Raw genomic sequence first — 26,292 nt, forward strand, 5'->3', positions numbered from 1 at the left:
TCCCTTTTTTGTATCGGATGAATTGAGCGACGTTTGATTTTTCTAGCCTGCCCACGGCGCAAATAGTACGTTTCTTCGTAAAATCCACCTCTCTTGCGCAACATGACAAGAGTAAGTTTCGCTTCTGTTGTCCCATCGGCTGGGATGCTTTTGCCTATCTCATCTAAAGCGAGGAGCTTCCTTCACTTTTCCGCCCGTTCCAGCTGTGCAGAGCAATGCCGCTGGCTCTCACCCTGGCTATAGAGTTTGTATCAATGCGCAGTGTGCATGATCGAATCTGGAGGGCGTGGGAGGTTTCGAGGGCACGATCTGGATTTTGAAGTTCGCTCATAGGGCAGCGCCCGCTTTGACGAGCGTCGCCAACGCGAGCCTTGCGCTCTATATGATCAGGATCAAGGCTCGCGAGAGAAGATTGTCGGCGGTCGCGAGGAGATCGCGAAAGCTTCCTGCGCAAGCGCTTGACTGCGGCGCTGGCACACCGGCGGAAGTTTGCTGTTCCGACTTTGGATTGGCCGCTGCTCGCGCCAACTGTGGCTATGTTCGCCAGTCCATCTGCTCTTCACGCCGTTCACCATCGAATGCCTGCTTTCCCTTCGCGGCCAAAAGCTCCCGGGCATGCTTACCGTCATGGCCCTGCAGCTTCGCGGCGATCCAGAGCATCGCGCCGTAGATGATTGCGCGATCGTCATTGGTGAGCTCGACAATGCCTGCCTTGAGGACGAGACCGCCAAGCTCGATCAGCTGTCGGGTGCGTTTGCGACGCTCCACCTGCCATGTTCTCATGTCATTGCGAGCCTGTGCCGCCTGCCGGCGATTGCGCGCTGCCCGATTGCGCTGGAGCGCCGCGAGGGTTGCGCTGAGATGCCGAAGCAGTTCGCCGGCACCTGCTCTCGAAAAACATCACCCCACGCTTAGCCCATGCCTCACGCTTTGCCGTGTCTTTCGTCTCAGTGATTGCGACCAGTGCGCCCGCCAGTTCGTCGGCGCTGAGCTGATCGGCGCCGGTGGCGATCACCAGCTCGCCAAGCTGCTGCACCTTTCTGGTTTTGAGCTCTCGCGCTTTTTCTTCCAGGGCTTGAAGTTCTGCGTCGAAGTCCCGCGGTTTGCGCATGGCTGTCTCCATCGGTTATCGGTCGGAGGATGATAGGGGAGCGGCTGCCGGAAGGCTTCAGGGTCGCCGAGACAGCCCGGGACGGGCTGGTCCATCCCGAGATTTTTTCGAGGGAGGGCGCGCTTATACGTCGTGCCGACGTGGGCTTTGACGTGCAAATGATCTGGTCGCGATGGCGATCTATCATCTTCACGTCAAGGTCATTGGCCGCAAGGCAGGCTCAAGCGCTGTGGCGTCCGCCGCCTACCGCTCGGCCTCGCGGCTGAGTGACGAGCGGATAGAACGCAGCCACGACTTCTCCGCCAAGCGCGGTGTCGTTCATTCCGAGGTGATGCTGCCGGAGGATGCACCGGAGGCCTGGCGCGACCGCGAACGGCTTTGGAACGATGTCGAGGCGTTCGAGGTGAGGAAGGATGCGCAACTTGCCCGCGAGGTCGAGTTTGCGCTCCCGCGTGAACTCAGCCAGGCGCAAGGCATCGAGTTGGCGCGCGACTTCGTTCAGGCTGAGTTCGTAAGCCGGGGCATGGTCGCCGATCTCAATGTGCACTGGGACCGCGCAGAGGATGGAAGCCCCAAGCCGCATGCTCATGTCATGCTGACCATGCGGGCCGTGGACGAGAATGGTTTTGGCGCCAAGGTTCGAGACTGGAATGCTACCCAGCTGGTTGAGCGCTGGCGCGAGCGATGGGCGGAGCTGGCCAATGAACGCCTGGCCGAACTCGACATCGACGCGCACATCGATCATCGCAGTCTGGAAGCGCAGGGCATTTCACTGGAGCCGCAAACCCAGATTGGTGCGCCAGCACAGCGCATTGAGGGCAGTGGCCTTGCTGCTAGCGACATTGAAGCAGATCGCGCCGAACTGCATCGCGACATCGCGCGCAACAATGGTGCGCGCATCATTGCCGATCCATCCGTGGCGCTCGATGCCATCACGCATCAGCAATCGACTTTCACCCGAAAGGACATTGCGAAGTTCTCGCATCGGCACAGCGACGGAGTGGAGCAGTTCAACGCGGTCGTGGCAGCCATCAGCAACGCACCCGATCTGATTGAACTCGGCAAGGACGGACGTGGCGAAGATCGCTTCACCACTCGGCAGATGATCGACACCGAACAGCGCCTTCACCGCGCTGCGGAGCGTATCGATTTGGACGAGAGACACGCGGTGAGTAAGGCACATCGCGAGGCGGCACTGGCGCGCGCAGCGCAACGCGGGCTTGTCCTTTCGAGCGAGCAGACCGATGCGCTGGCGCATATCACCGATAGAAACGGTCTTGGTGTCGTCGTCGGCTTTGCCGGAACGGGCAAGAGCGCCATGCTGGGCGTTGCGCGCCAGGCATGGGCAGCGGCGGGCTACGAGGTTCGAGGCGCCGCACTCTCCGGCATTGCCGCCGAGAATCTGGAAGGCGGATCAGGCATCTCATCACGCACCATCGCCAGTATGGAGCATAGCTGGGGACAGGGCCGCGATCTGCTCACAGCTCGCGATGTCCTGGTGATTGATGAGGCCGGCATGGTCGGCACGCGCCAGTTGGAGCGCGTGCTTTCCCATGCCGCCGACGTTGGCGCAAAAGTCGTACTCGTCGGCGATCCGCAGCAGTTGCAGGCGATCGAGGCCGGCGCCGCGTTCCGTTCCATCCACGAGCGTCATGGCGGCGTCGAAATCGGTCAGGTCCGCCGGCAGCGTGAGGACTGGCAGCGCGATGCCACGCGCGATCTGGCAACCGGCAGGATCGGCGCCGCGATCGGCGCCTACGATGCGCAAGGCATGGTGCATCAGGCTGCAACGCGCGACGAGGCGCGAGCTGAACTCGTCGAGCGCTGGGATCGCGACAGGCAGGCGCATCCAGAGGCAAGCCGGATCATCCTCACCCACACAAACAACGAGTTGAGCGCGCTCAACCAGGCAGCGCGCGAGCGCATGCGCGCTGCCGGCGATCTCGGCGACGAGGTTCAGGTGGATGTGGAACGCGGTGCAAGGGCCTTCGCCGGCGGCGACCGTGTCATGTTCCTGCGCAACGAGCGCGCGCTTGGCGTCAAGAACGGCACGCTCGGCGTGATCGAAGAGGTCAGCATCAGAGGATGACGGTTCAAATCGACGACGGCCGATCCGTGCGCTTCGATCTGAAAGACTATGCCCACATCGACCACGGCTATGCCGCGACCATTCACAAGGCCCAGGGCATGACCGTCGACCGGACGCATGTGCTCGCCACACCGGGCATGGATGCGCATGGCAGCTACGTCGCACTGTCGCGGCATCGAGACGGAATGGACCTGCACTACGGCAGCGATGACTTCACGACCCGCGAACGCCTCGTCCGGACGCTGTCACGGGACCGCGCCAAAGACATGGCGTCGGATTACGAGCAGGTCGACTCGGCGCAACACTATGCCGAACGGCGCGGTATCACGTTCCGCGAGCGCGCGGTCGAGATCGTGCGCCGGATCGTTCCGGAGAAGCTGCGCGACAGGATAGGCGGACTGCTCGACGGGTTGCGCTCGCCCGCAGACGCCGTGCCCATGCAGGAACGTGGACCTGGGCCGGGAAGGGAGAGTGTAGAGGTACGGATCGGAGATGCGGACCCGACGCCCGGCAGAGAAAATCTCGCCACCGGAGTGCCACGCGGCGCGAATGTGCCGGTGGACGCGGAAGCGGCGTTGCGCAGCGCTCGTACGAAGGCGCTTATTCGTCACGCGCGCGCTATCGACGCGATATCGCACAACGGAGATGCGGATGGGCTGGGCAGTCCCGAGCAGATGCGCGAGTTGAGGGATGCCCGTAGGGCCTTCGAGAAGGTGCGGCCCTTTGGCTGGCGCGATGCCGAAGCGGCTTATGTGAAAAATCCCGAACTTGTCCACGAGGCGGGGGCTGGCCGTGTCCGCCGCATCGTGCTTGCTCTCCAGCTTGAGACGGAAATCCGCACCGGGATGGACATCGATCCAGGCCGCCGCGCCGACCGTTTCGTCGAACGCTGGCAAAAGCTCGATCGGACGGGACGGGAGCAATATCAGGCCGGCGACATGTCCGGCTACAAGTCAACGCGCTCGGCCATGTCCGATATGGCCAAGAGCCTTGAACGCGATCCGCAGCTTGAATCCATGCTTGCCAATCATAAGAAGGCGCTTGGCATCGAGGTCGAATCCGGCCGGCGTCTGGGTGTGGAACTGGCATTCAGCCATGGCATCGGAAAGGGGCGGGGCCTTGGGCTCTGACACCCCTCCGATTTGCCACCGTTTTCACGCTACAGGCGGATGAAGCGAAAAATCGGATTGCCTCCGGCATGGGTTCGTCCTGTCTGTCCCAACAGAAATCAGCTACAACCATTCAGGTGGACGCAAGCTATGTCCGAGCCGGATCGTATCGTTCGTCTCAAAACAGTCCTCGCCAGGACCGGCCTGTCCCGCTCGACAATCTATCGCAAGATCGCCGACGGCACGTTCCCGGCTCAACTGAGGATCAGCACCAATGGCGCCGGGTGGCATGAATCCGAGATCAACCGCTGGGTTGAGGATCCCATTCGATGGGGGTCGAAGGCTGAGGTGAAGAGGTCCGATTGAACGGGTAGGTGCAACAACCTGGGGGCTTCCTTGCCGGTTCTGCAAATTGTCAATTTGCACTAGCGCGGTCACACGCTCCCATCGCTCAACCTGTTACTTCCGATAGCTTCTTGATGGCTGACGGAGCGCTAAAACCGAGAATCTCGGCGAGGTTTATAAACTCCACGACATCAACACGTCTCTGTCCGCTTTCTAGTCGAGCTACGAACGATTGGTATTGGCCGAGCCTGGTTGCCAACTCAACTTGCGTAAGGCCTGCCGCTTCACGGTTTTTGATCAGCAGCGCGATCAAAGCTTTGTGCCGATTCGTACCGAGTGTATCGACCACTTATCACCTCATCTGAACTCAGATGGGGGCTTCCTTTATATCTGATTTTCAGTTATCTTAAATTCAGATATTTAACTGAGGCCGCCAAAGCGTTTGGCTGTATCACTCCATGCAAAGCTGTTTGGAGCTCGGATCATGGATGATTCCGACGATAGCATAAATTTGTTTTTCATCACCCGGCGGCGCTTGCTGACGGGAACGGCCACGGGCGCGGCGGCATGGCCCTTCCAGGCAAAATCGCTGGCTGGCGAACTGACGGACGGCAGCGCGGCCGATCCTGCTCTTCGTCTGTGTGGGAGCTGGCAAAGAATCCATGATGAGACACTGGCGCTGTGCCGCGAACAGCAGCGGTTGGAGACACACCTCGCCAGGATAGTTGGCTTTCCCTGCGCCAAGGTGCGGCTTGCCGATGGTACGGACGTGACGCTCCATTCCATCGAGAGCCTGAACGATGCCCACTCTCCTGAAAATGAAGTCGAATGGGGCAGGGCGCTTGCGGATTTCGTGGCACACCAGGCGCGCTGGGACGCTGCTGATGCTGAGATCGGCTATTCGAGAACAGACGAACTGATCCGAAAATCGGAAACAGTCGAAGGGGCACTTCTGGATGATCTACCGCAGACAGCGGCCACGTCCATCGATGGCATTTTGGCCAAGCTCAAGGTCATCCTGCGTGACGGTGAGCACTGGGAACATCCAGACGATTTTCCCTGGCCGCACATCCGATCGGTACTGAATGACCTCGTCCGTCTTCACCGTTTAGACGTTGCGACGAACCCAAGCTCAGAAAAGCAGCAAAACTCACAGAGCAGGTGAAGCCTTGATGAAAATCTTGGATCGTTTTCAAAGCGGTGTGGCACCTAACGGTGAGGTCGGTCCCCATCCGGCCGACCGTCACGTCGGCAGGCAGATCGCGACTCTGCGAGTCCAGTCGGACGTCTCGCAGGCGCAACTGGCCCGTGCGATCCGCATCAGCTTTCAACAGCTCCAGAAATACGAAAGCGCGCGCAACCGCGTCAGCGCTTCCACGCTCTACGAAATCGCCCGCTCGCTGGATGTTCCTGTCAGCCGCTTCTTCGATGGTCTGCCGGGCAATGGCGAGGCAACCGCTCCGCTCCTGACCGTAGACGAACGCCTGGGATTCATCGCCAGCGCGGAAGGCAGACGCTTGATCGAAAGGCTGATGCGACTCCCCCCGCGTGTGCGCAACCGCGTGTCGTCTCTGCTCTTTGAATTGGGAAAGGAAATCGATCCTGTGCAATGCCCAGACGAGTATTAGAAACGAGGTTGAGGAGGTCGTGAGGGCCCGCGCCACTTGTTGCCTACAACCTCGGAAAGACGGCGGTGGGTGTAGTCAGGCGATCCCGCCAGACATGCCTGAGAGCTTCTCCAGAGCCGCCCGGAATAGCTTGCGGCTTGAGGTTGGGACTTACGGATTTCCGAAAAGCACGCCTTGCTATCCAATTCTGCGACTAATCAATTTGATGGCTTTTCTCATCTCCTGCATGCGCGCATCTGGGAGACATGGACCAAGATCATGATCTCGGCAGGATCGAACCAAGCCGCGCATTCTTATTTTCAGCAGAAGCCCAGCCGATCCGTAGCGAGCGCTACTCGCAATGGTTGTGAGGCACCAAAAAAGGGCCTTGTTCCGAGCGCCTGATAGAGCGATTCTGCGCCTTGCAAAAGCACTTGCGCGCCAAGCGGCTCGCGAAGACCACGAGCGTGAACAGGCCGAGAAAACTTATCATGACTCGAACCGCGATCTACGCACGCTTCTCAACCGACCTTCAAAATGAGCGATCAATCGACGATCAACTCGCTTTGTGCCGAGCATATGCAGAACGTGAGGGGTTGAACGTTGTCGCAACGTTTGACGACCGAGCACGCTCCGGTGGCTCCGTCCTGGGCCGTGACGGATTACTTCAGCTCATGGACAAAGCGCGTGAGCACGAATTCGACGTGCTCGTCGTAGAGGCACTTGATCGGCTCTCGCGCGACATGGAAGACCTTGCGGGCATTCACAAACGCCTTTCATTTCTCGGCATCGAAATTCGTGCCGTTCACGAAGGCGTGGTGAACACGGTCTTGGTCGGCCTGCGCGGTCTCGTTGGCCAGCTATACCGAGAGGACATCGCTCACAAAGTCCGCAGGGGTCAAGCCGGCCGAGTCAACAAAGGGCTTCACGCCGGCGGTCTGACCTATGGCTATTCGTACGTACTAGGCGATCCCGGGAAGCGGATGATCGCAGAGGATGAAGCGGAAATCGTGCGTCGTGTCTTTCGAGAGTATGTCGCAGGGCAAACCCCGCGCGATATCGCTCACGATCTAAACACAGACCGCATACCGCCGCCTCGCGGTCGTGCCTGGAATGCCTCCACCATCAATGGAAATGTGCAGAGAGGGACGGGGCTGCTTCACAATGAGCTTTATGCTGGCCGCCTGATCTGGAACAGGGTCAGAATGATCAAGGATCCTGACACGGGGAAACGTGTCTCGCGCCCAAATCCCAAGGGTGACTGGCGAGTAGTCGCAGTGCCCGACCTCGCTATTGTTCCGTCCGACCTGTTCGACGCAGCACAAGCACGCAAGAAGGCGCGTGCAACCACTCATCCAAGCCACCAGCGCCGACCACGGCACATGTTGACGGGGCTCCTGAGGTGTGGTGCCTGTGGTGCGGGAATGTCGTCGAAAGGCGTGGACAAGTCCAAGCGCATTCGCATCCGCTGTTCCGCCGCGACTGAAAGCGGAACATGCGCCGATCCCAAGACCTTCTATTTGGATACGGTCGAAGCTGCAGTTCTGAACGGCCTTTCCGCCGAGTTGCGCCATCCCGAAGTGATTGCCCAGTACGTCCAGACCTACCACGAAGAACGGAAGCGCTTGGCAGCCGACACCGATGCCAGGCGCAGCCGTTTGGAGCGACGGCTTGAAGAACTAACTCGGGAGATCGAGCGCCTGGTCAACGCCATTGCCAAGGGCTATGGCGACCCAGCCGTGCTGGGACCGCAATCAACAACGCTGAATGAAGAGCGTAAGGGCATTCTAGCCGAGTTGGATCGGGTGCCCGCCGCTACGGGAGTGATCGCGCTGCACCCTGCGGTGCTCGCTCGCTACGAGGAACAACTAAACCAACTTCGGACCGGGCTTGCTAAGGGCATTGCTTTTGGCGATTCCGAATGTGCAGAGGCAATGCGCGACTTGGTCGAAACCGTCACGGTGTTTCGAGATCCATCGAGGATCGGCGGAGTCGAAGTCGAAATCGCTGGGCGGTTAACGGCACTCTTGGGCGAGGGTGCCTTCCCCCACGGCGTCAAACGAGCGGGGGGAATGGTGGTAGCGGGAGGGCGCTACCAAACCCTGTCCATTCGAGATTTAGCCTACGCGGCTTCACCCCAACTTCGCGCGCCACTATCCCGGCGAGGGGCCACCCCGTGGCGTCGAAGGTCTCCTGGCTACTGCGTCGCAACATCTCCATTTTATCCCGGCTTTTCGGCCAACGCACCGGCATCTTGCGCGTGACGAATGGTTAGCTCGCTTGCAACGATACTTAGCCCATCGAACTCAACGCCGGAATGCCTGCGACGCACGCGTGCGGCGAAGGCGTGCAGCGGCGTGCCAAAAGGACAGTTTGCTCAGGGATCAGGTGGGTGCCGACGATTGCCGGATAGGGCTGAATAAGCAGCGGCAGGGTAGCGGAGATTCGTGCGAATGCCTTAGAGATCTGCCGCGTCCTTTTTCGATTTCATATTGCCTTTGTACGAGGCTGCTTTTATCCCAAACGCAGTCGGTGGGCCCACTTTGGCGCGAGCGAAAAAAGCAACCCAAGTTCGATTCTTTACGGCCGATGGGGTCGAGGTGGAAACCATCCTCGATCTGGCCGGCCCTCACAAGGATGAGCTGGTGAAGCGAATCGTTGAGGCGCTGGCGCGAGACGCGGCGAGACGGGATTTTCTCGCCGAGCGTGGTCTAGCCTCGCGTTAGCTTAACGGCCTCGCCGGAGTCGTTCAGAATGAGCGGGTTGCCGTAGCAACGAGCACGAGCTGTATTTCCTCCGGGAGGAGGGTTCATCCCTTCTCTTGGTTTGTGGGGCCGCCGGACCATAGGAGAACATACGACGGATAGGGGCCGGCGAACCAGCCGCTAAATCCTCTGAGTTTCCGCTGAAAATCCTGTCCCTTAGCGCCCACCATTATCGTTATTCGCCAATAGTTTACGAGGCGGTCGTACGGGCCACGGGTCGGCTTTCGGTGCGGCAGGCAAGAAAAAACCAGCTAAATCAAAGGCCTAGCTGCGTTGAAAACAATTGAGTGCGAATCAGTTCTGGAATCACCGACCGACAGAGCTTCCAGGGCGGCGCAGTCGTCGAACTCGGCATCGAAGGATTGGCTCGCAGAAGCAGACGTTCGAACGTATACCCGCACCGCGCAAAGCTCATAATGTTAAGGCGTAATTCCCGTATCATCGATGATTGTCGTCACGCTTTCCGCTGGAACGTCGAGTCTGCTGGCGACCGCCGCCGCAAGTGCGGTTCGGATGCCCTGCCCATTTCGTGGCCTCCGACACCGATATAGATGGCGCCATCGGCCGTGACCTTCAGACGGGCGACCGCCGGCGTTATCGCGCCCGCATAGGTCCCAATTGCGACGCCCCACCCCACGGATGAACCGTCGTCTTCGTGCATCGACTGCGGGGCCATCTGACGTTTGCTCCAACCGAATAGCTCGGAGAAACCATTTCACCGTTCATCACGATCAAAGACGCGCTACCTGTTGAACAGACAAACAGACTCGACTCCCAATACTGACCTGTGTAGCATTAGCTGGGAATAATGCTAGAGGGGGTTTGCGAAGCTGAAGGATCGCAGACGATCAATCCTTGGGGGGTAACCTCTGAGTACAAATCGGCTTGGTTTGGAGAAAAATTGCGGCACTGGTGAACCGATTCAATGCTTGATTGCGCAGAGATCGCAAGTATTTACCCGTCATAGGCGGTAAGAACCGGCCGACCGTCGCGTAGATATTGGTGTTCGGCGAGATCTACGATTGCGTTGATTTCGCCAAGCGCGGGCATTTTCCCAGACTGCGATCGTCAGCAAGGAAAGCAGAAGGCGCGCGACATACCATTGCGCCGAAATCGCTTACTCCGTTCGAGCTTCGATGCGTGTTCAGGCGAGCCTTTACGGGGGATCGAAGACATGGCCGAAGACAGTTGTCGAGCAAAGTCGTCGCGCAAGGGCGCACCCCGGTGCCATGAAGAAAGTCCTTCCCCACCCTGGCCTGGTTCCGCTGGATTGCGGACAGACCCCCTGGAACGCCGAAGCGCCGGGCCTGGTAGGGCCCCTCTTCCGTCCGGAGCGTCCTTTTTCGCAGCATTGAATCGCCCCCAGATCCCTTCTGCGGAGCGCACCGATGGCTGAAGGCGGAGATATCCTGCGGCTGACACGGCGTGGCTTTCTTTGCTCAGCCGGTGCCGTCCTGGGCGCGGCGGCTCTCGCGCAGTCACAGACCGCCGCATATCCCTTTCTCTTCATAGAGACCTTGTACGTTCAAAGACAAAATGGCCCCGAATACTTGGCTGGGATCCGCTTGCGGCTGCGCCGGGCCATTGACGATGAGAAGGGCGAGAAGAGCCTGACTATCCGTGGTTCGGACTTTGTGGCTTCCGGCGCGGAACCTCCAAAGGTAAGATTGTCTGGCCTCACAATTCTGTCGCGCGATCCGTCCGAACCGGTTCCGAGCGATACACGGTTGACCCTCACCGTTTCCGGCGTTGATCTGTTCAATCATCGGAATGGTGATGTCGGTGGTCCGTGCACCTACGCATTTTCAATCAGCGCGAATGTGCAAGGCACGGGCGACCACAAGACAGTGGTTTGGCAGATTGGCCTTCGCACCAACGCTTGGGTACATCGCGACTTGGTTCATTGGCTTGAGTTCCCACCCGCCCGCTTTGGCAACGAGGGCAGCGTGGAACTCGGACAGGTGATGGATGGACAAGCCGGTTTCAAGCTTGACCTTGGGGCGGGCTGGGTCGCCGAGACGCTGAGCCGCATCACAGGTGCTAGAATACAGGCGACCGGCAATCATATTGCCGTCCTGAGCGTCGTTCCGCGCGACCCGCAAGATAGGTCGAACCAGGCCCGCGAATGGCGCTGGAGTGTGCGCCCGATCTATGCGAGTTCCCGGCTTACCGCCTATGATGCGATGATCGTGTTCCGCAGCCTTCGCTTTGGCTGGGGGCGGGCGGTGGCTGAGGAAAGCAAGATCCCGGCAAAGAGCGCCGATGAACCTACAAAGTCTCAGTTTTTCATAGAGGTCGGATCTGATGAGCCGTCCCCGAAAGGTACGTTTCCAGAGTCCTCCTTGCTTGCCATGCCGAACGGCCGGGTCGGATTGCCGCAGGCCCGCTTTTCGATCCGGGGCGAGAAGAATTCTTACCTATCAATCACAGGGGACGACGCCCGAGCTACTTGGGACACCTTGGGTAAACGCAGCGGTGGATTTGGGGATGACCCAGGACCGGCCGATTTGGTTTTGTCGGGCACATTTGCAGTTAGCGTCACAAGCGCCGGCAGGCTCCTTTGCGGTATGGACTATACGTTCGATCCAGGCGAGGGCGCGCTTAGGCTGCGCTCCGCTAAGGATGGGCACTGGCTTCTTGATGCCGACATCCCGCCGACGCCGGCCAGCCGAATGCTGGATCTCGACGAACTTCGTGTCACCACCGAATCCGAGGAGCGTGTCGCCGCTGACGATCAGTCAAGACAGGTGTTTAGTTTAGCCTTCGGCTGGTTGGCGCTTGAGGTCCAAACTGCTGACAAGCCGATCGAGACGAGGCGGCTTCCGGGCATCTCTCTGAACGCAACTTTGTCTCGCGCAAAGGTCGAGAGTTTGGCGTTGCGAGCGTCGCTGGCCGACCTACCCGTCTCCTTGGCGCCTGAGCCAGGATTGGACATGTTCAGCCGTGTCACCGTCGTGGATCCAGGTTTGTCCCCCGTTCTGCGCCTTCGCAACATCGGGTTGCCGAGCGGGTTGGATGAGGCCGAGGCGGGCCGCGCTGGCCATATCTTCCTGGACGCTCCCGCCGCGGGAGCAGACGGGCTGCCGGGCCTCGATGTTCCGCTCGATTCGGCACTGGTCCAGGTTCGCCGCGCAAGCGACATGCTGATGCTGGACTTCCGGCTGGCCAATCTTAGGTTGCGCTCGGATACCGTCGGCGGCGGTTTTGTCGTCTACCCTGACCCGGTGGCGAAGCCATCGGACCTCATGCCCATAGAGTATCCGAAGGAAGCCGTGTTGCGAGCCGATTTCGGTCCGCAACATATGGCCGAACAGGCCTTCGCGCGCCGCGATGCGATTGCCGGCGGGCTGCCGTCGATCGACTTCCAGAAACTCGCGGGTTTTCTGGCAGGCGAGTGGCCCGCAAAGGTGCACGATGCCTTTGCCACTCTTCGAACTGGTTCGCGTTCCGAAAAGCGCGAGGTGCGTTCGGGTGCTCTCCGCAAGTTGGCGGCAGAGGTCGCTCGCATACTCGGCTCAAAGGTCGACGAGGACCTGAAAGCAAAACTAGAGCATTACGATCCTCGGCTGGTAGACCGCGTCAAGGATTTCCAGACTTTTGCCGAAACCTACGACAAACATGCCAAATCGAGCTGGCCGCCTGTTGTCGGCCGTCTTCCCGAGGACCAGAAAATCTATGTGGGACCCGACGACTTGGATCCCGATGCGGCAAGCCTTGCCTGGGATCTCCGCAAGTCGGACCTTCAGGTCATCCTGAGAGCCAAGCTGGTCGAGCGACTGATCTCGGTCGACGGCAGCTATGGCAATGCCATTTCCCCCGGCCTGTTGCCGACGATTGATGGAACGATAGTGGACGTCGTGGGGGGCAGGGGCAGCAACATTGCCGGGACGATCTGGTTCGCCCCGGCGCCTCCCGATAGGGCGATTACAGCGCTGCTTGAAGGCAAATGGGCCGACGTAAAGGCGCAACGCGATGCAAGTCTAGCCAAGGAGAAGATCGCACCTGATTACGCCGAGTTCCGCACGCGCTGGAGGCGGCAGGCCGAACGGTTTCGCAGCCGCCTTTCGGAGGCGGGCTTCGCGGAAATTTCCGATTTCGCCTCGATTCGCTGGGCTCTCGGCCGCAGTCCCAATGACCCGGTGTCGGATTTGTTGAGCCGCGTGATCAACAGCATGGTCGACCTCACGGGAGAGGTCGATGAGCCCTACACGCAGCGCAGCCGCGCCCGCCTTTCGGGTCCGAGCAGGCTCGTTTTCCAGTGGTCGAGGCGCCACGATGCAAGCGGAGACGAGGCACCAGAAGCCCAATTTGCCCTGGCCGAGCTGCTGGATTGGTATCGCCGCGACCAAGTGGTGCCCCTGCGTGCCCAGACGGTTCGCGAAGCCGACAGCCGCGGCAATATAGTTCGTAGCGTCGATCGCGGCCAGCAATTGCGTTTGCAGGGCTTTCAGCCGGGGCTTGATCTGTCGGCACTGAGCTGGATGGACAAGGTTTATGCTGCCTCCGCCCGCTCACCGCTAGACTACGAGACAGCGATCGAGTTGCCATTCCGCTTGCAGTTGTCACCGGCCCAGGATGCGGTCTGGATTCTTCCACATCAGATTGACCTGGACCTATCCCTTCCCCCAGACCCAAGTGATCCTTCCAAGGGCCTTCCGCTTTGGTCGGTCGCGCTTGAACCTGCGAACCCGGATCCCTTGCTCAGGGCCGTTTGGTCAGAGGATTTTTGGCCCGAGCGCTTCCTCAATGGCCGAGACAGGGTGGATTCGGCCAAGCCGATCGATATCCGGGACAAACGCGCGGCTGAACTGCTCAATGCCCAGAATGGACCGCCGACGCGAGGAGCGGCCGCGCCATGGTATGCGCCTCGTCTGCGTCGCCGTGCGGGAGAGATCATCGACGCGGTTCCGGTGACAGTGTCGGAGGAGGAGCGTCAGTTCCGTGCCTCGATGGATTCCTATGATCGGGACCAGATCGTAGCTGAATCCTCCGTCCCCGGCATTCTGGTAAAGCGTGGCATCGACCCGAAGACCAACCAGGTAATCGAAGGCGGCGATTCCTATTCGCCGCCTGACGGATATGGGTTCAACGACGTTGCGCTTGAGGCCGTTCTGGGGGATGACGGTCAGCAGGTTGCACGGCTGGATAGCAGTGCGATCTACGCTCCAAGATCCCTCAGCTTCCGTGAACTCCGTTTGACCGGCCTAGGGGGAACGCTTGATCTTCACACGAAGTTCAAGCCACCGGTGTCGGCCGATCTGTTGGACGGCGGCAATCTCTATCCCGCATTTACGCTTGAAAGCTGGCGCCACCTCGCCGTGCTTGGGCGCGACCGCGTCGTCGAACTGGTTTACAAGGGGTATCTGTTCCCGTTTGGTCACCATGCATCGCTCGTGAAATTGACAGAGCGGCGTTACCTACAGCCGGCCGGCAACAAACGCGGACCGACCGCCTATCTTGTGCAGAGACTGTTCATCAGATGCTCTGAGCCTTCAAAGACAGATTGGTATGATCAGCCAGATGCCGGCCGCGCCTGGCCCGTCGACGAAATGCGCATCCTTACTGGCCAGACGCCCGACCTCGTCGACCCGTTGCCAGGATCGCCATCGGTGCCTTCGAACGAAGCCGCGAAAGTCCTTCCCAATGGACGCGTCTCACTTGATGGAGGCCGCGGATTAGTCTTCTGGCCGCGCACGGCCCCGTTCCAAGGCGCCGAGGTTCCTTTTGAATTTCAGATTGACGGGCTGGCGCAGGCCCATCGGCTGCCAATGATCTTTGTCGACAACGAGGCCGCAAACGACGAGCAGACCCTAGCTTCCCTTATCACTTACTACAATCAACTCGACTCCGACACGGTTGTGACCTTGAAGGGGCCGAAACCGTCGGGCCAGGATCACCGGTTCTTCGATAGCAAGCTCGACCGCAGGAGCCTCAGGGTATTCGATCAAGGCGGGGCTTCACGGCGCTACGGGCAACCGTTGGAGGAAGGAGAAACAAGCTACGAGACCCAGGCCTGGGCTGTCGGCGTGGAAGGGCGGCCTGGAGAGCCGCGAAAAGCAGGGGCCAAAGATCCGCTGACACTTGCCCGCGGTTCCACGTTGCGGGCAAGGTCTAACTACGGCTTCTCCCCCCTTCTGCTTGCGAGCGACCAGCCGCCTTTCTATCCCCTGGTTCAGTTTGCGGAAATCCGCCTCGACCGGCTCGGTCGATTGCTGGGCGAGCGGCAGGGCCGCGAATGCCTAGTGGCGTTTGAGGCAAACTATTTGAGGAAAGGGTTCGCGGCCCCGACGCGCCCGGCGAACGGTCCCGAGCCGTTTCTCGGTATTCTTAATCAGGTCATTCTCGATGTGGGCGCAAGGGGCGACCGTGTTGGCGCGATCGGGCGCCCGGCTGGCCGCTTGCTTCTGGTGGCGCGCAAGGAGGGGCCACTTACCACCAGCCGCGATAAGGAGCTGCCCGGAACCGATTCAGACATGTATCGCAACACACCGCCAGACTTTGGTGTCGATCAGTCCACGTCTTCCACTTCGCGCGCATCAGGCGTTGTCTCGCAGCAGCCTAACGCGTCTCAGGCCGTTGACGCCGATACTTCTCCCATGTCAGTCGGCAAGCTCCTGGACCAAGTGCTTGGTGACGCCGACATGACTGTGTTCGGGTCATACAAGCTAAGGGAGTTGATCAACGACTCCCTGACCGGTCTTGCCGATGCCGTGCCAAGCGTGCGTGAGGTGAAGGACTATGTCGGCGGCGCCGCGGAGACGTTGATCGCTGCGGTGAGGAACGAAGTTATCCCGGCGATCCGCAAGGCATTGGGGGAGGTCGAGCGGGCATTCAACGCTGCAGCGATCAAAGCTGGTAACGGGGCTTTGGAACTGCGGCGCGTCTATCCTGATATCGGCAGCGCGATCGGTTCACTGGACAATTCCCTGCGTGAATTTGAGCAAGCCCGCGATATTGCGACAGCGGCCTCCCGGCTTACTGCCATCGTTACCGCGGGCAAGTCGCTCGTCAAAGCGTTCGAGAAAGCCGGCCGCGATCCGGTTTCGCCGCTGAAGCTCGAACTGCAGCGCGTTATCCTGGCCGACCTGCAGGGCATCGACGACATAGAGAAATCCTTAAGCAGCCTTCTCAAGAACCCGCCTGATCTAGACAGGCCTCTTGCTGCCGCGCAGCAGGCTGCGCTGATGGAGCTTTCCAAAAAGCTTGAGGAACCCGACACGCGCTCACAGATTGTCGCCGCGATCGCCGCGGTCATGACGCTGCCTGATCCTGGTTCGGGTGCCGCGACACTGGACAAGGCTGTTTCGGAAGTCGTGGATGTGGTCTACACAGGCTTCCTCGATGCGATGTTCCGCCCGGCGCCGCCGACCGATCTCGCGGGCTTCTTGGAGCGGCTTAAGCGGCTGCAGGGCTTGCAGATACTTGGCAAGGCTCTGGAGGCATCGCCGACCCTGGCCGAGATTCGCGGTAGCCTGGAATCCTATCTCAATGCCATGGACGCCGAGGCGTGCGCCTATTGGGCTCAGGTGCTGATGCTCCGGGATCAGATCAAGGATCGTCTCGCTGAAGCCGAGACGGCCACGAAAGCGCTCAAACAACTCACCGACAATGCGAACTCCGACGAAGCGCGCCTTCTTGCAAAGGAAGAAGAAGGCAGGCTGACCCCCATCATCAAAAACGCGAAGGACGAAGTCGCGCGTCTGGCCGACAAGGCGGCAAGAGCGCTGTTCGGCTGCGATGCCAAGGCACTGTTGGCATCAAAGGACCAACTGCAACAAAGCCTGCAGCAGATAAACGCAGAGCATGATTTCAGCCGCAAAATTCCGCTTGCAATCGAGCTGCTACGCCAAATCGATCGGGTTTTTCTGCAAGGAAGGTTCGGTAGCGCGGCCGAGAAGGCGATGGCGGAGCTTGCCGCTGCTGCGGCGGATCAGTTGAAGCCGGTCCTGGATACGATACTTGACGGCTATAGCGCCGTGCTCGACTTGGCCGATATGTTCGTTGAGCAGTCCGTGGGCCTTGATCCGCCGGCCGCGCTTGCCGAGGCGGTAACCTCTGCGGGAGCCGCCTTGGATGATCTGACGGTCACGATTGGAGAAGGCGGAACGGCTGACAAGATGCGAAAGCTCGTTGCGGGCTTGGCCGCATCAACCAGCAATATTGACTCCGAAATCGATGCACTGACCGCCGATTTGCAAGGGCGGCTGGACCGGATCGTCAAGGCATTGAATGTTGCCAGCGCCGATCGGCTGAGCCAGCCATTCGGCCGGATCAGGCGACTGGTTGTCGAACTGACAACCGCGATGGCCGAGGCGGCAAGGAAATTCGGCCGCAAGCAGAACCAGGCTGCCCGCAGATGGGCCCCGGTGTTGTTCGATGTCTATGGCGAGGCAGTGGAGGAGGCGCACCGGTCTTTGGTGCGTGCCGCCACAGCAATTACCCAGGCCAGAATGACAATGACCGGCTGGCGCGAGCCGGCGACGCCCGCCCCTTTGCCGAAGCCAGGGCAAGCGGCCGCTACCGCACGACGTGCAATAGAACTTGCCCGCCGGCAGCCGAGCGTCGACAACTATCACCAGGTGGTTCAAACCTTTCCGCGGGGCGAACTGTCCGCCTTGCTGGAGGCATGGCCAAAGGCGATCGTGCAAAGCGTCGACGCTCTCCAGGACCTTGCCGCCAAATGGGCCGCCGACGCACAAGCGCTCCCCAAGCTGGCGCTCGGTCTGCAACAGGACTCAAGCGACGCCGAGCCGATTGCCGTGGATGCGGTGAAGGCAATGGAAACTGCCTTCGGCAAGTTTGTCCAGGAAGAATTCATCGAGGCCAAAACCCGTGTCTTTGCAACTGGCAAGGATGTCGCTGCTGCCGCAGCAGGACAAGTCGCGGCGGCTGCACCCCGGATGATCAGGAGGGTGATGGACGCCCGGCAGCAGATCGCTGAAACCGCAGCGCGATATCCCTTCCTCGCGCCGGTCGCCGACTCAGTTGCCCGCATGGCCGACGATCTGACCAATCTGCCGGACACTCTCCCTATCGACAAATTCCTGGCGTCAGTGTCCTCGGCCGCAAATCAGTTTGACGGCGCGAAATCCATCGGCCAGATGAGCAAGGTAGCGGCTGATTTTCGTACGGCTCTCGAGCTCGATGCGGGCGACGCCTACCTTGCCACCTTGCGCGCCACCCTTTTGTCGGTCGGCTCTCAAGCCGGAAACAGGCTGCGCGACGAGGCGGTAGCCCAAGCAGCCGGGGTGATTGCTGCGCTTGAAGCGGAAGTCGATCAAGCAGCAGACCAAGCAGAGTCCTGGCTCCTGGATCAAGTCTTCTCTGCACGGCCGGTGACCGATGCGATGATCGGCCTGCAGAAGGTCGCAAAGACGATGCGTGACCAGCGCAACAAATTGCTTGGGACCCTCAACGCCGACAACAGGCGCATCGCGAAAACGATCGGCGACATGCTCAAGTTCCTCAAGCTTGATCCGGGCGAGGTCAACGACACGACACTTCTACCTGCTCTGCTGCTGACAGCCGTAGGAGAGACGCAAGGGACCGCCAAGAACCGGCTCGACCACAAGATCGGGTTGCTTCGGGCAAGTTACACGATGCCCCATGACCAGCTCGAAAACGAGCTGGAACTGGCAACGGCGCTTGCTGGCAAGGATAAGGATGGCACAAGGCTTTCTTCCGCGCAGCGACTTGCGGCCCTGCAAAGGCTGGCAAGCGCCGGCCGCGGCGACAACCTGGCAGCGGTGCAGATCGTAGGCAACTTGCGCACCACAATCGACCAGGTCCTTCATGCCAACTTCGCGGCTCTGGTGGATTTCCAAAATGTCCACAAGATTATCGAGGACGAGCTACGCAAGCTTCTGCCAACACGTATCACCACGCAGTTGGACTATTCCGTACCATTGCAGAAGTTTCCGGCAAGCGCGGCCATCTTCAACCCGATTGGCGACGGACGGTTCACGATGCGATCCGTCAACTCGATCGATTTCTCCGATCCTGAAAATCCTCGCTTTGATGCCTCGGCCGAGGCGCTGCTCTCACCCTTTGAAATCAAGCTGCTCGGTAGCTTCGACGCCATCACCCTCATCTTTTCCGCAGCGCGCCTGACATGGAAGCTGGGAGGCGAAGCCCACTTCGCCATCGACTTTGTCGACTATCGCATAGGGCCGGCGTTGTCTTTCGTCGACAAACTCGCTGCCGCGTTGGGTCAGTCATCTGGCGGTGCCTACGTTCGATTGGCGGAAGGCTTTGCGGGCATCGAAGCTGGATACAGAATTAGCATACCGGCCTTCACGCTGGGCGGGGTCACGTTCCTCAATGTCGGCCTGTCGGCTGGCGCCGTGCTGCCGTTCGACAAACGTCCAGCCCAGTTCGTGGCGGCGTTGTCATCGCGCGATGATCCCTTCGTCATCATTGCGGGAGTGTGGGGCGGGGGCGGACATTTCCAGCTGACCTCCGACGGCCGCAGCATCACCGGCTTCGATGCGTCTTTCGTCTTCGGCGGCGGCGGCGGCGTAACCTACGGTCCTTTGACCATGGTCGGGCGAGTAACCGTAGGTGTCTTCATTCGCAAGGTCGGTCACTTCACAGAGATCGCTGGTGACTTCTTCGCTGGTGGCTCTGGCAGGGTGGCCATCTTCGGCATCTCGGCCAGTCTCACGGTGGTGACCGGCATGACGGGTGCGGGTGACATGTTTGGCTCGGCGGTCTTTCGCTACTCCTTCTCGATCGGCTTTGCCAAGGTCAGCTTTGCCGTCACGGTGTTCAAGAAGGAGTCCAAGGGCTTTGGCAAGCAGCAGGCCATGCTGACCGACCAACTCCCCTACGATGTCGCCGATGCAAGCGGCGCTCTACTGACCACATCCGCGACCGGACGCACGGCGCGCATTTCAGTTTCGACTGTCCGCCAGGATCTCAACTATCGCGTCTGGCAGCGCTATTTCAGCCCGCTGCGGCCGGAAGGATACTAAGATGGTCTCCAATACCGAACCAGACACTGGCAATTATCCTGTAGATATCCTCGCTCGTACGATTCCGTCTGGTTTGCTGGGCGAGGATCTGCGCGTCACCGTGGCGCTGCGGCCGATCAAAACCGACAAAGAGGGCTCCGCACGCCTCGACACCTGGCCCTCGGACATTGAACAGAGCCTTGTCAGGCGGCCCCCGCGGCTCGAGCTTCGATTTCCTCCACCGGTTCCTGACGCTCATCCCTCGGCGCCAGCGACCTGTGAGCCCGGCGAGCAGGTTGCGCTCGCCACATGGCCCGGGCGGTCGGATCCGGCATCCGCGCGAGAGCTATGGCAAGAACTCATGGTCTCACCCGGCATCGGCTGGGAAAAACTACACACAGATCTCAAGTCTTTGGAAGACACCGAGAAGCCGGGTGAGGTGCCTTCAGCCATCTGCGTTTCCGGCCGGCAGGGAGAAATGGTCCTGCTCACAAAGATGCTACGGGCGATTGAGACAGCTCAACTGGCGTTGGCCGGGGCACCTCACAAGCGCAGCCACGAACTGGCGCTTGTCGCGTGGGAGGCTGCAAAGAAATTTCTGCAAGCCTCCCATAAAGTTGATCTTGCGGCAATCTATCCCACAGATCAACCGCAGGATGACGGTAAGTCGGCCGATCCAAAGCTGAACATTACCCAGACCAAATTGAAGCGAGATTATGCGCTCAAGGTCCTCGAACGCATGAAGGCCGCGTGCGCCGAGTCACGCAAGGTCGGAACCCTGAAAGTGGAGGCCGCCGCCACGGCTGCCGCTGAAGCGCTGCTCAAATCCACGCTGAACAAACTTATCGATGGATTGACGTGCGTTCTCGTCGGCAAAGAGGTCGTGGCTGATGACAAGATAAAAGCGCTTTACCAAAGGCTATTTGAACTTCGGCAGTTCTTCCTGTTTGCCGCGGCGCTCGATTCCGGAACCCTCGATGCCCTCGAAAAAAATGAGAAAGACGCGCGTGACAACCCCAACGATCCGCCGCCGGACCTGGATCTGAGCAAAGCCAAGGGGCGAGCCGCAACCGACGAGGGCAATCTGGATTTGCAAACGGCGTCCGCGATGAAGCGGATCGCAGCGCTTGAGGAATCGCCTGATCTTGGCAGGCTTTTCCGTTTCTTCGTCGACTTCAAGCTGCCTGCAGGTGAGCTATTGAAGCGCCTGAAAGGACGGCAAGTCGGTGCTGACGGTGGCATCTTTGCCTTCGTGCGGATAGCTGGCTGCGATCTTTCGACCTGCCAGCGTGCAGATGAATTTTCACGCTGGACGCTGACGAAGATACGCCTCGACAAGGACCGTACCAAGGTTCTGTCGTTTCTACCGGCAAGCCGCGACGAACTCATCCTGGAGCAGTCAAAATACGGTATGGATCAGGCCCGCTCGGTGCTGCATCAGCAGGACGGCATTTATCTCCTGGGTGGTTCGCCGGTCGGAGGCGATCCGACCCCGGATGCCGGTATGGCGGCTCTTGTTTTTCCGGCCTATGAACTGGTTTCAGCTGACCTTCGCGCTGCGGCGCGAGAGGTGGATAGTCGCGCAGACCGACTGTTGTCGGCTGCGGCTCTCTCAGGCGATGCTCCGCCGTCTAGTATTGTCCAGCGGGCTAAGTCTGGCCTGAGGTCCGGCGGCTTGTCGGTCGTGGGATTCAGCGCTGCCCCACGTCTGTCCCAGTTGATCGGAACATCAGACGCAGCTTTACAACTGACCTGCGGCCTGACGTTCCTCGATGCCGAAGACCTGTCGATGGGTCGCCTACCAATGCTCGCTGTCCGCGCAAAATCGGGCGAGCAGGGGCCGATCCTCCATCAATGGCACATCCAGACGCGCAAACGCGTAACCTATCTGCCCCGCCGTGACCAGCGTGGGGGCAAGATCGATGTCGACCAACTGATAGCGAAACTTTACCCCGGGCATAGGGATGGGCCTGATAGCGCCGACTCCCCCCGACGACTGGCGCAGGCAAGCGTCGACCGCACTTCGCCACGCATTTTCGACCTGACCAGTGAAGGCGAGCGCGTGCTGGTCGCGGCCGTCGACGCCGCCGAACTGACCTTCCTCGGCGACCCGATGGGCGTCGAGACTGGATTGGCTGAAAATGTTCAGACGCTTGACGAAACGTCCAACGATTTTCTTCTCGACCGAGACATATCCCTTCTGGAACTGGGCAGCCCCGAACAGGCCAATGCCGGTGTCCTACCACTACGATTTGGCATGCCGATAACCGCCGGGTTTTCGGCGGTCTATCTGGGCGGCGGGACGCTGACGCCGGCGGAGGCCGCCGAGCGGTTCGCCGCGATAGCTGAGGCCACCGTGCCCCGCAGGGTCGGCGATACGCCCCCTGAAGGACGGCGCTACTTGCGCAGCGAGCCGGTGGCTTCTCCTCAGGTGCTGCTTCCAAAAGCGGAAGCCGATGCCGTGGTGGCATCTTATCGGAAGCCGGGCGGTCCCGATTTCGGACCGCAAACGACAGGGCAGGTCCTACTCCGCAGTCGGCTCGATGAGTCGGGTAAAGTTGCTGCAAGGCTCGGATCCGATGTCATCACCCGGATCGTTCTGCCTCCTCTGGTCAGTCTTGAAACCGCCGAGAAGCATGGCGCTTTTGACGATGTGCGCCCTCGGTGCTTTCCGGGCTCCGCAGGAACCTTTCCTGTAGCGCGCGTGACTAATGTGCCGTTGTTTCCCGGTGCCTATAATCGTCCGGGCCAAGCGCTTCGTCCGCGAGACGGTCTTCGAGACGTCCACTGCGACGCTGGCTTCGGCGGCTACCCGTTATTGCGCCAGGTGATCGGGTCCGCTTCCGACAGAACCGCAACGATCGATGCGGCCTTTGACGATGGGCAGGAGTGGCTTGCGAAGGCAAGGACCTGGGCTCGCGTTGCCGAGGCCGATCCGACACTGGAGAATCCAGTGCCGGCGTCACCCTCCGGGGACGCAGTTTTCGCCTCGATTGGAGACAAGACGGTCGATCAAGGTCGAATGATCCCATTCTATCCTGATCCGATGGCCGCAACCCTGGTCATCAGATTCCGCACCGGTGCCGAACCGATGAGCCGCGAAAGCGTCCAGTGCCTCTCGGTGCCGTTCGTCGATCCGAAAATCTGGCCCGACGTCGTCCCGGTGGCGCTGGAAATAACCCGCCGCGAGGATGCCAATCGGCCGGTCATAGAGTACAAAGACAATGTGCGTGTGAGCGTTTCGGGACGGCAATGCCGGCGCGTCGTGGTCAACATCCGGCCAGGCCTCAGCGGCACATTGGATTTGTGGTCGGTGCCATCGCCAATCCAACTGGAACAGTGGAGCGAACTCGTCGACACCACGGCTTCCATCGACTGCCTGCCCGGTCTTGCCAATGCGCCTCTTCTGGACAGACTTTGTGGTTGCGGCATCATGGGCATGGATGCGCCCCACCCCTCGCGGTTATTGGCCGTTGCGGAGCGATTGCACAAAGAGCTTTCAACCCATCCACTTCCGGAGTTGGCCGAAACCAGAAGCATCATCATCGCTCACGCCACCACGCGGCCAACGCGCCCCCTCGATGTGGCGAGGACCGCGGACGGACCGATGCTGGCCATGCGCCGCGCAGTCAGCGGTGCGGCGGCGGACCTTGGCCCGTCCATCTTGCTCGATCTCCCGGCGGCTTTGCCTCCGGCCTGGAGCGCCCAGGCTCAGGAAGAAAACGCCAACGAGGTTGATCTCGGCGGGTTCCTCGGTGTTGACCTTGCCTCGACCAGCGGTATCGAAATCACTGCCCAGGCGATCGCCCCTTTCGGCACCGATTTCGACGACGTTACGCGAAGCCGCTCCAGGGATGCCGTCAACAGGGGCATTGTGAACCCGATTTTTGATCGCACGACGGGGCTTCAGCGCAAAGCGAAGGATTTGGACGTTTATGGCTTTTCGATCTCGCCACACGGCCGCGTCGAGCTACCAACCAGTAAGCAGTTGTGGGCGCGGTTCTCCAACTTGCCGCCGAGCATTGAAGGACTCCAGCCCAACAAGGCCTCCTGGGTTTCGCTGCACGCTCTTTTTGGGGGGGAACCGCGCGACATTGTCACTGACATCCATCCGCTTTTCGGCGATACCCGCGCCCGCCAAGTCAGACTTAAGTTCACAGCTATCTCGCGCCACGCAAATGCATTTGTGAGGCGGTCTCGCATTCTGTCCGGAGAGCATGTCGCTGGCATCCCCCTGCCTTCGGCCGATACGATGCTGGCGCCCCAGCAAGGGCCAAACGAGTTCACGCAAAGTATTTGGCTGCCCGCTTCCGCGGCACCCGCCGTTCCAGTGGCCGCGGCGCAGGCTCATCCCGTCATTGACGAGGAAACAACCATTGCTGGTTCCCCGGACCTGCCAAAGATCATCCGCAAGCGTGTGACCAAGGTTCGGCTTTGGCTTGCGCGGCCCTGGTTCTCTTCCGGCGAAGGTGAAAAGCTCGGCATCGTTCTGTGGCCGCGGCTATCGCGGGTGCGCATTCGCAGTTTCAAGCGAGGGTTGCTGGGTACCCAAAGCCTGTACGAACGTCCTTCGCTGGATGCTTCACCACCGTCTGAGGGATTGGCCGACTACATGTCACTCTACCGCTTTGAGGACCGGTTCCTCACCGGCGCCGCGGACTACATCACGCGCTGGGGTTCTGACCCCACCGAGGCGTTTCCCAAGAGGGGCTGGCGCGACTGGGTCGTTCCTAACGACGTGTTTTGCGACTTCGAGTTTGATTCCAAGGCCGGGACCGCGACTCACCGGCGTTCCGACGCCGCCTTTGTTGCAAAGGTGGCGATGCCAATCCCCGAGGTAGACAAGCAAGAAGGTAAGCAGACGGAGACCAAGACGCAACGGCGCAAGCGATATCTGAATGTGGATCTACTAACCTATGAGCCCCGCTTCGACGTCGACCGTGAGCAGTGGTACATCGATCTTGCGCTCGACCCCGGCGAAATGGTCATGCCGTTCCTGCGCCTGGGCGTGGTCCGCTACCAGGAGCATGCACCTGCTGACCTGCAAGTGTCGTTTCCGGGCGATCCCTTCCAATTGCAGATCCAGACCCGTCGCCAGACGAGTCTGGAGCTTGTGCCTGATCCCGGAGACCAGGCACGGGTGCGATTGACCGTGACCGTGCAAGGGCCAGCATCACCCGACAGTGCGAGCGATGTACCCGACGGTGCCGACGCAAGGGTAGAAACCCGCATGCGATTTGATCTGCAAGGGCTTGTTCACGGGACCAACCTTCGCCGACTGGCGTCCGGGCTTGAGGTCCGGGCGTCCGGTTTAGGAGACACGTGGCGCGGGACATTCACTCTGCCACGCCAAGCCCTACTCGACCCGAATCTTCACCTGACGGTTCACGTTGCCGAACGTGCCTACCGGCCGCCGACAAGCTATCCTGAGGCCTATTTTCAACCTGGCTCAACAGAGTCCAAATTCATGAGTCACAAGGAACTCTACGCTTGCAGCATAGATGTTCCAAAACTGGGGCCAGGTACAAAGTGAAAGCCAACATGAAAACTGCATAAGAAAATCGTGTGGAGACCGTGAAGGCGTGTTGGATAGTAGAAAAGAACAAAGATAAGGGAGATAATCATGTCAAATAACAGAATTCTCGCAAAGATGGCAAAAATATACTTTTTTAAGATCGGTATAATGCTAATTATGGCGACTTGGACCGCAAGTGCCTTTGCGCAGGAGATGGTAATCGATTGGAGTGTATGTACACAGCCCGATCTGACGTCAGATGCGTATGCAAAGAAGCGCTCTGCCGAGATTAATTCGGCAGTCGCAAACGCGAAGAAAAGAAACAGTAAATCACACATCGCAGTTGCCTTAAATAAATATTATGGGGAAATGGTACAGATTAGAAGAGATCATGTAAGACTGAAATATCTGCCGATAAGTGAAAAAAGACCAGAATCGTCGTGTGCTCTGAGTGAAAAGAACTATGAGAAGCTTCTATTGTTAAGGGATGCATCTTACTATGTAATGTGTCGATCAGAGGTTGCGATCGGGGCGAGCAAGGCTGCGCGGCTCTTAAAAGACCTGAAATCGCTGGCCTTTGCTGCCATATACGATCTCAAAAAGTCGCTTGGGGCAGAGATGCGTGCAAAGAAGGACGAACCGACCACCCCTCCTGGAGGGTATGCGGCATGCGAGCTTGGCGTCGCGGCTGGGCTCAAAGATCCTTTTCCGCAAGACGGCGAGACGTCGGGCTTTGAAACGAGGTTAGTGGTTCCAGACTCGGAAAAGCCGAGTATTGGAGAACCTTCACAACAGTGAT

At 59.8% G+C, this 26,292-nt stretch carries 10 protein-coding genes and 2 pseudogenes; 8 read left to right on the forward strand and 4 right to left on the reverse strand.

The window, feature by feature from the left end; all coding sequences use genetic code 11:
* Positions 1-534: 534 nt before the first annotated feature.
* Positions 535-783 carry a conjugal transfer protein TraD gene (locus NKH22_RS12255; RefSeq protein WP_023669904.1) on the reverse strand — a complete coding sequence of 83 codons (249 nt, stop codon included), beginning with the start codon at positions 781-783 and terminating at the stop codon, positions 535-537.
* 1 nt (position 784) lies between these two features.
* Positions 785-1,111: a conjugal transfer protein TraD gene (locus NKH22_RS12260; RefSeq protein WP_023686249.1), complete on the reverse strand. Its 327-nt coding sequence runs from the start codon at positions 1,109-1,111 to the stop codon at positions 785-787.
* Positions 1,112-1,283: 172 nt separating this feature from the next.
* Here NKH22_RS12260 and traA point away from each other — a divergent pair.
* Together traA and NKH22_RS12270 are read left to right on the forward strand one after the other, a co-directional pair.
* Positions 1,284-4,330 (forward strand): annotated as a pseudogene (gene traA, locus NKH22_RS12265) (Ti-type conjugative transfer relaxase TraA).
* A 129-nt stretch (positions 4,331-4,459) separates the two neighbouring features.
* Positions 4,460-4,675 (forward strand): helix-turn-helix transcriptional regulator, encoded by a 216-nt coding sequence (locus tag NKH22_RS12270; protein WP_023669907.1) that lies wholly within the window; start codon positions 4,460-4,462, stop codon positions 4,673-4,675.
* Between the two features lie 85 nt (positions 4,676-4,760).
* On the opposite strand, the gene NKH22_RS12275 is transcribed toward NKH22_RS12270, so the two are convergent.
* Complete coding sequence (locus NKH22_RS12275; protein ID WP_023699715.1) at positions 4,761-5,003, reverse strand: helix-turn-helix domain-containing protein; 243 nt, start codon at positions 5,001-5,003, stop codon at positions 4,761-4,763.
* 135 nt (positions 5,004-5,138) lie between these two features.
* Between NKH22_RS12275 and NKH22_RS12280 the strand changes: the two genes are divergently transcribed.
* From NKH22_RS12280 to NKH22_RS12290, 3 genes are all read left to right on the forward strand, one after another.
* Positions 5,139-5,819: a hypothetical protein gene (locus NKH22_RS12280; protein WP_352909627.1), complete on the forward strand. Its 681-nt coding sequence runs from the start codon at positions 5,139-5,141 to the stop codon at positions 5,817-5,819.
* A 7-nt stretch (positions 5,820-5,826) separates the two neighbouring features.
* Positions 5,827-6,282, forward strand: coding sequence for a helix-turn-helix domain-containing protein (locus NKH22_RS12285; protein WP_023686247.1), 456 nt, complete (start codon positions 5,827-5,829; stop codon positions 6,280-6,282).
* Between the two features lie 470 nt (positions 6,283-6,752).
* On the forward strand, positions 6,753-8,525 hold the full coding sequence (locus NKH22_RS12290; protein ID WP_352909629.1) for a recombinase family protein: 1,773 nt from the start codon (positions 6,753-6,755) through the stop codon (positions 8,523-8,525).
* 955 nt (positions 8,526-9,480) lie between these two features.
* Here the strand turns inward: NKH22_RS12290 and NKH22_RS12295 are convergent.
* A pseudogene (locus NKH22_RS12295) lies at positions 9,481-9,717 on the reverse strand (hypothetical protein); the annotation flags it as partial.
* A 697-nt stretch (positions 9,718-10,414) separates the two neighbouring features.
* Between NKH22_RS12295 and NKH22_RS12300 the strand changes: the two are divergent.
* The 3 genes from NKH22_RS12300 (at position 10,415) to NKH22_RS12310 (ending at position 26,291) form a co-directional block, all read left to right on the forward strand.
* A complete protein-coding gene (locus NKH22_RS12300; RefSeq protein ID WP_352909631.1) occupies positions 10,415-19,999 on the forward strand; it encodes a hypothetical protein in 9,585 nt (3,194 codons plus the stop codon).
* 1 nt (position 20,000) lies between these two features.
* Positions 20,001-25,511 (forward strand): hypothetical protein, encoded by a 5,511-nt coding sequence (locus tag NKH22_RS12305; RefSeq protein WP_352909633.1) that lies wholly within the window; start codon positions 20,001-20,003, stop codon positions 25,509-25,511.
* 90 nt (positions 25,512-25,601) lie between these two features.
* Positions 25,602-26,291, forward strand: coding sequence for a hypothetical protein (locus NKH22_RS12310; protein WP_352909635.1), 690 nt, complete (start codon positions 25,602-25,604; stop codon positions 26,289-26,291).
* Position 26,292: the final 1 nt, after the last annotated feature.

Source organism: Mesorhizobium sp. M1252, from assembly GCF_040318265.1.
GTDB lineage: Bacteria > Pseudomonadota > Alphaproteobacteria > Rhizobiales > Rhizobiaceae > Mesorhizobium.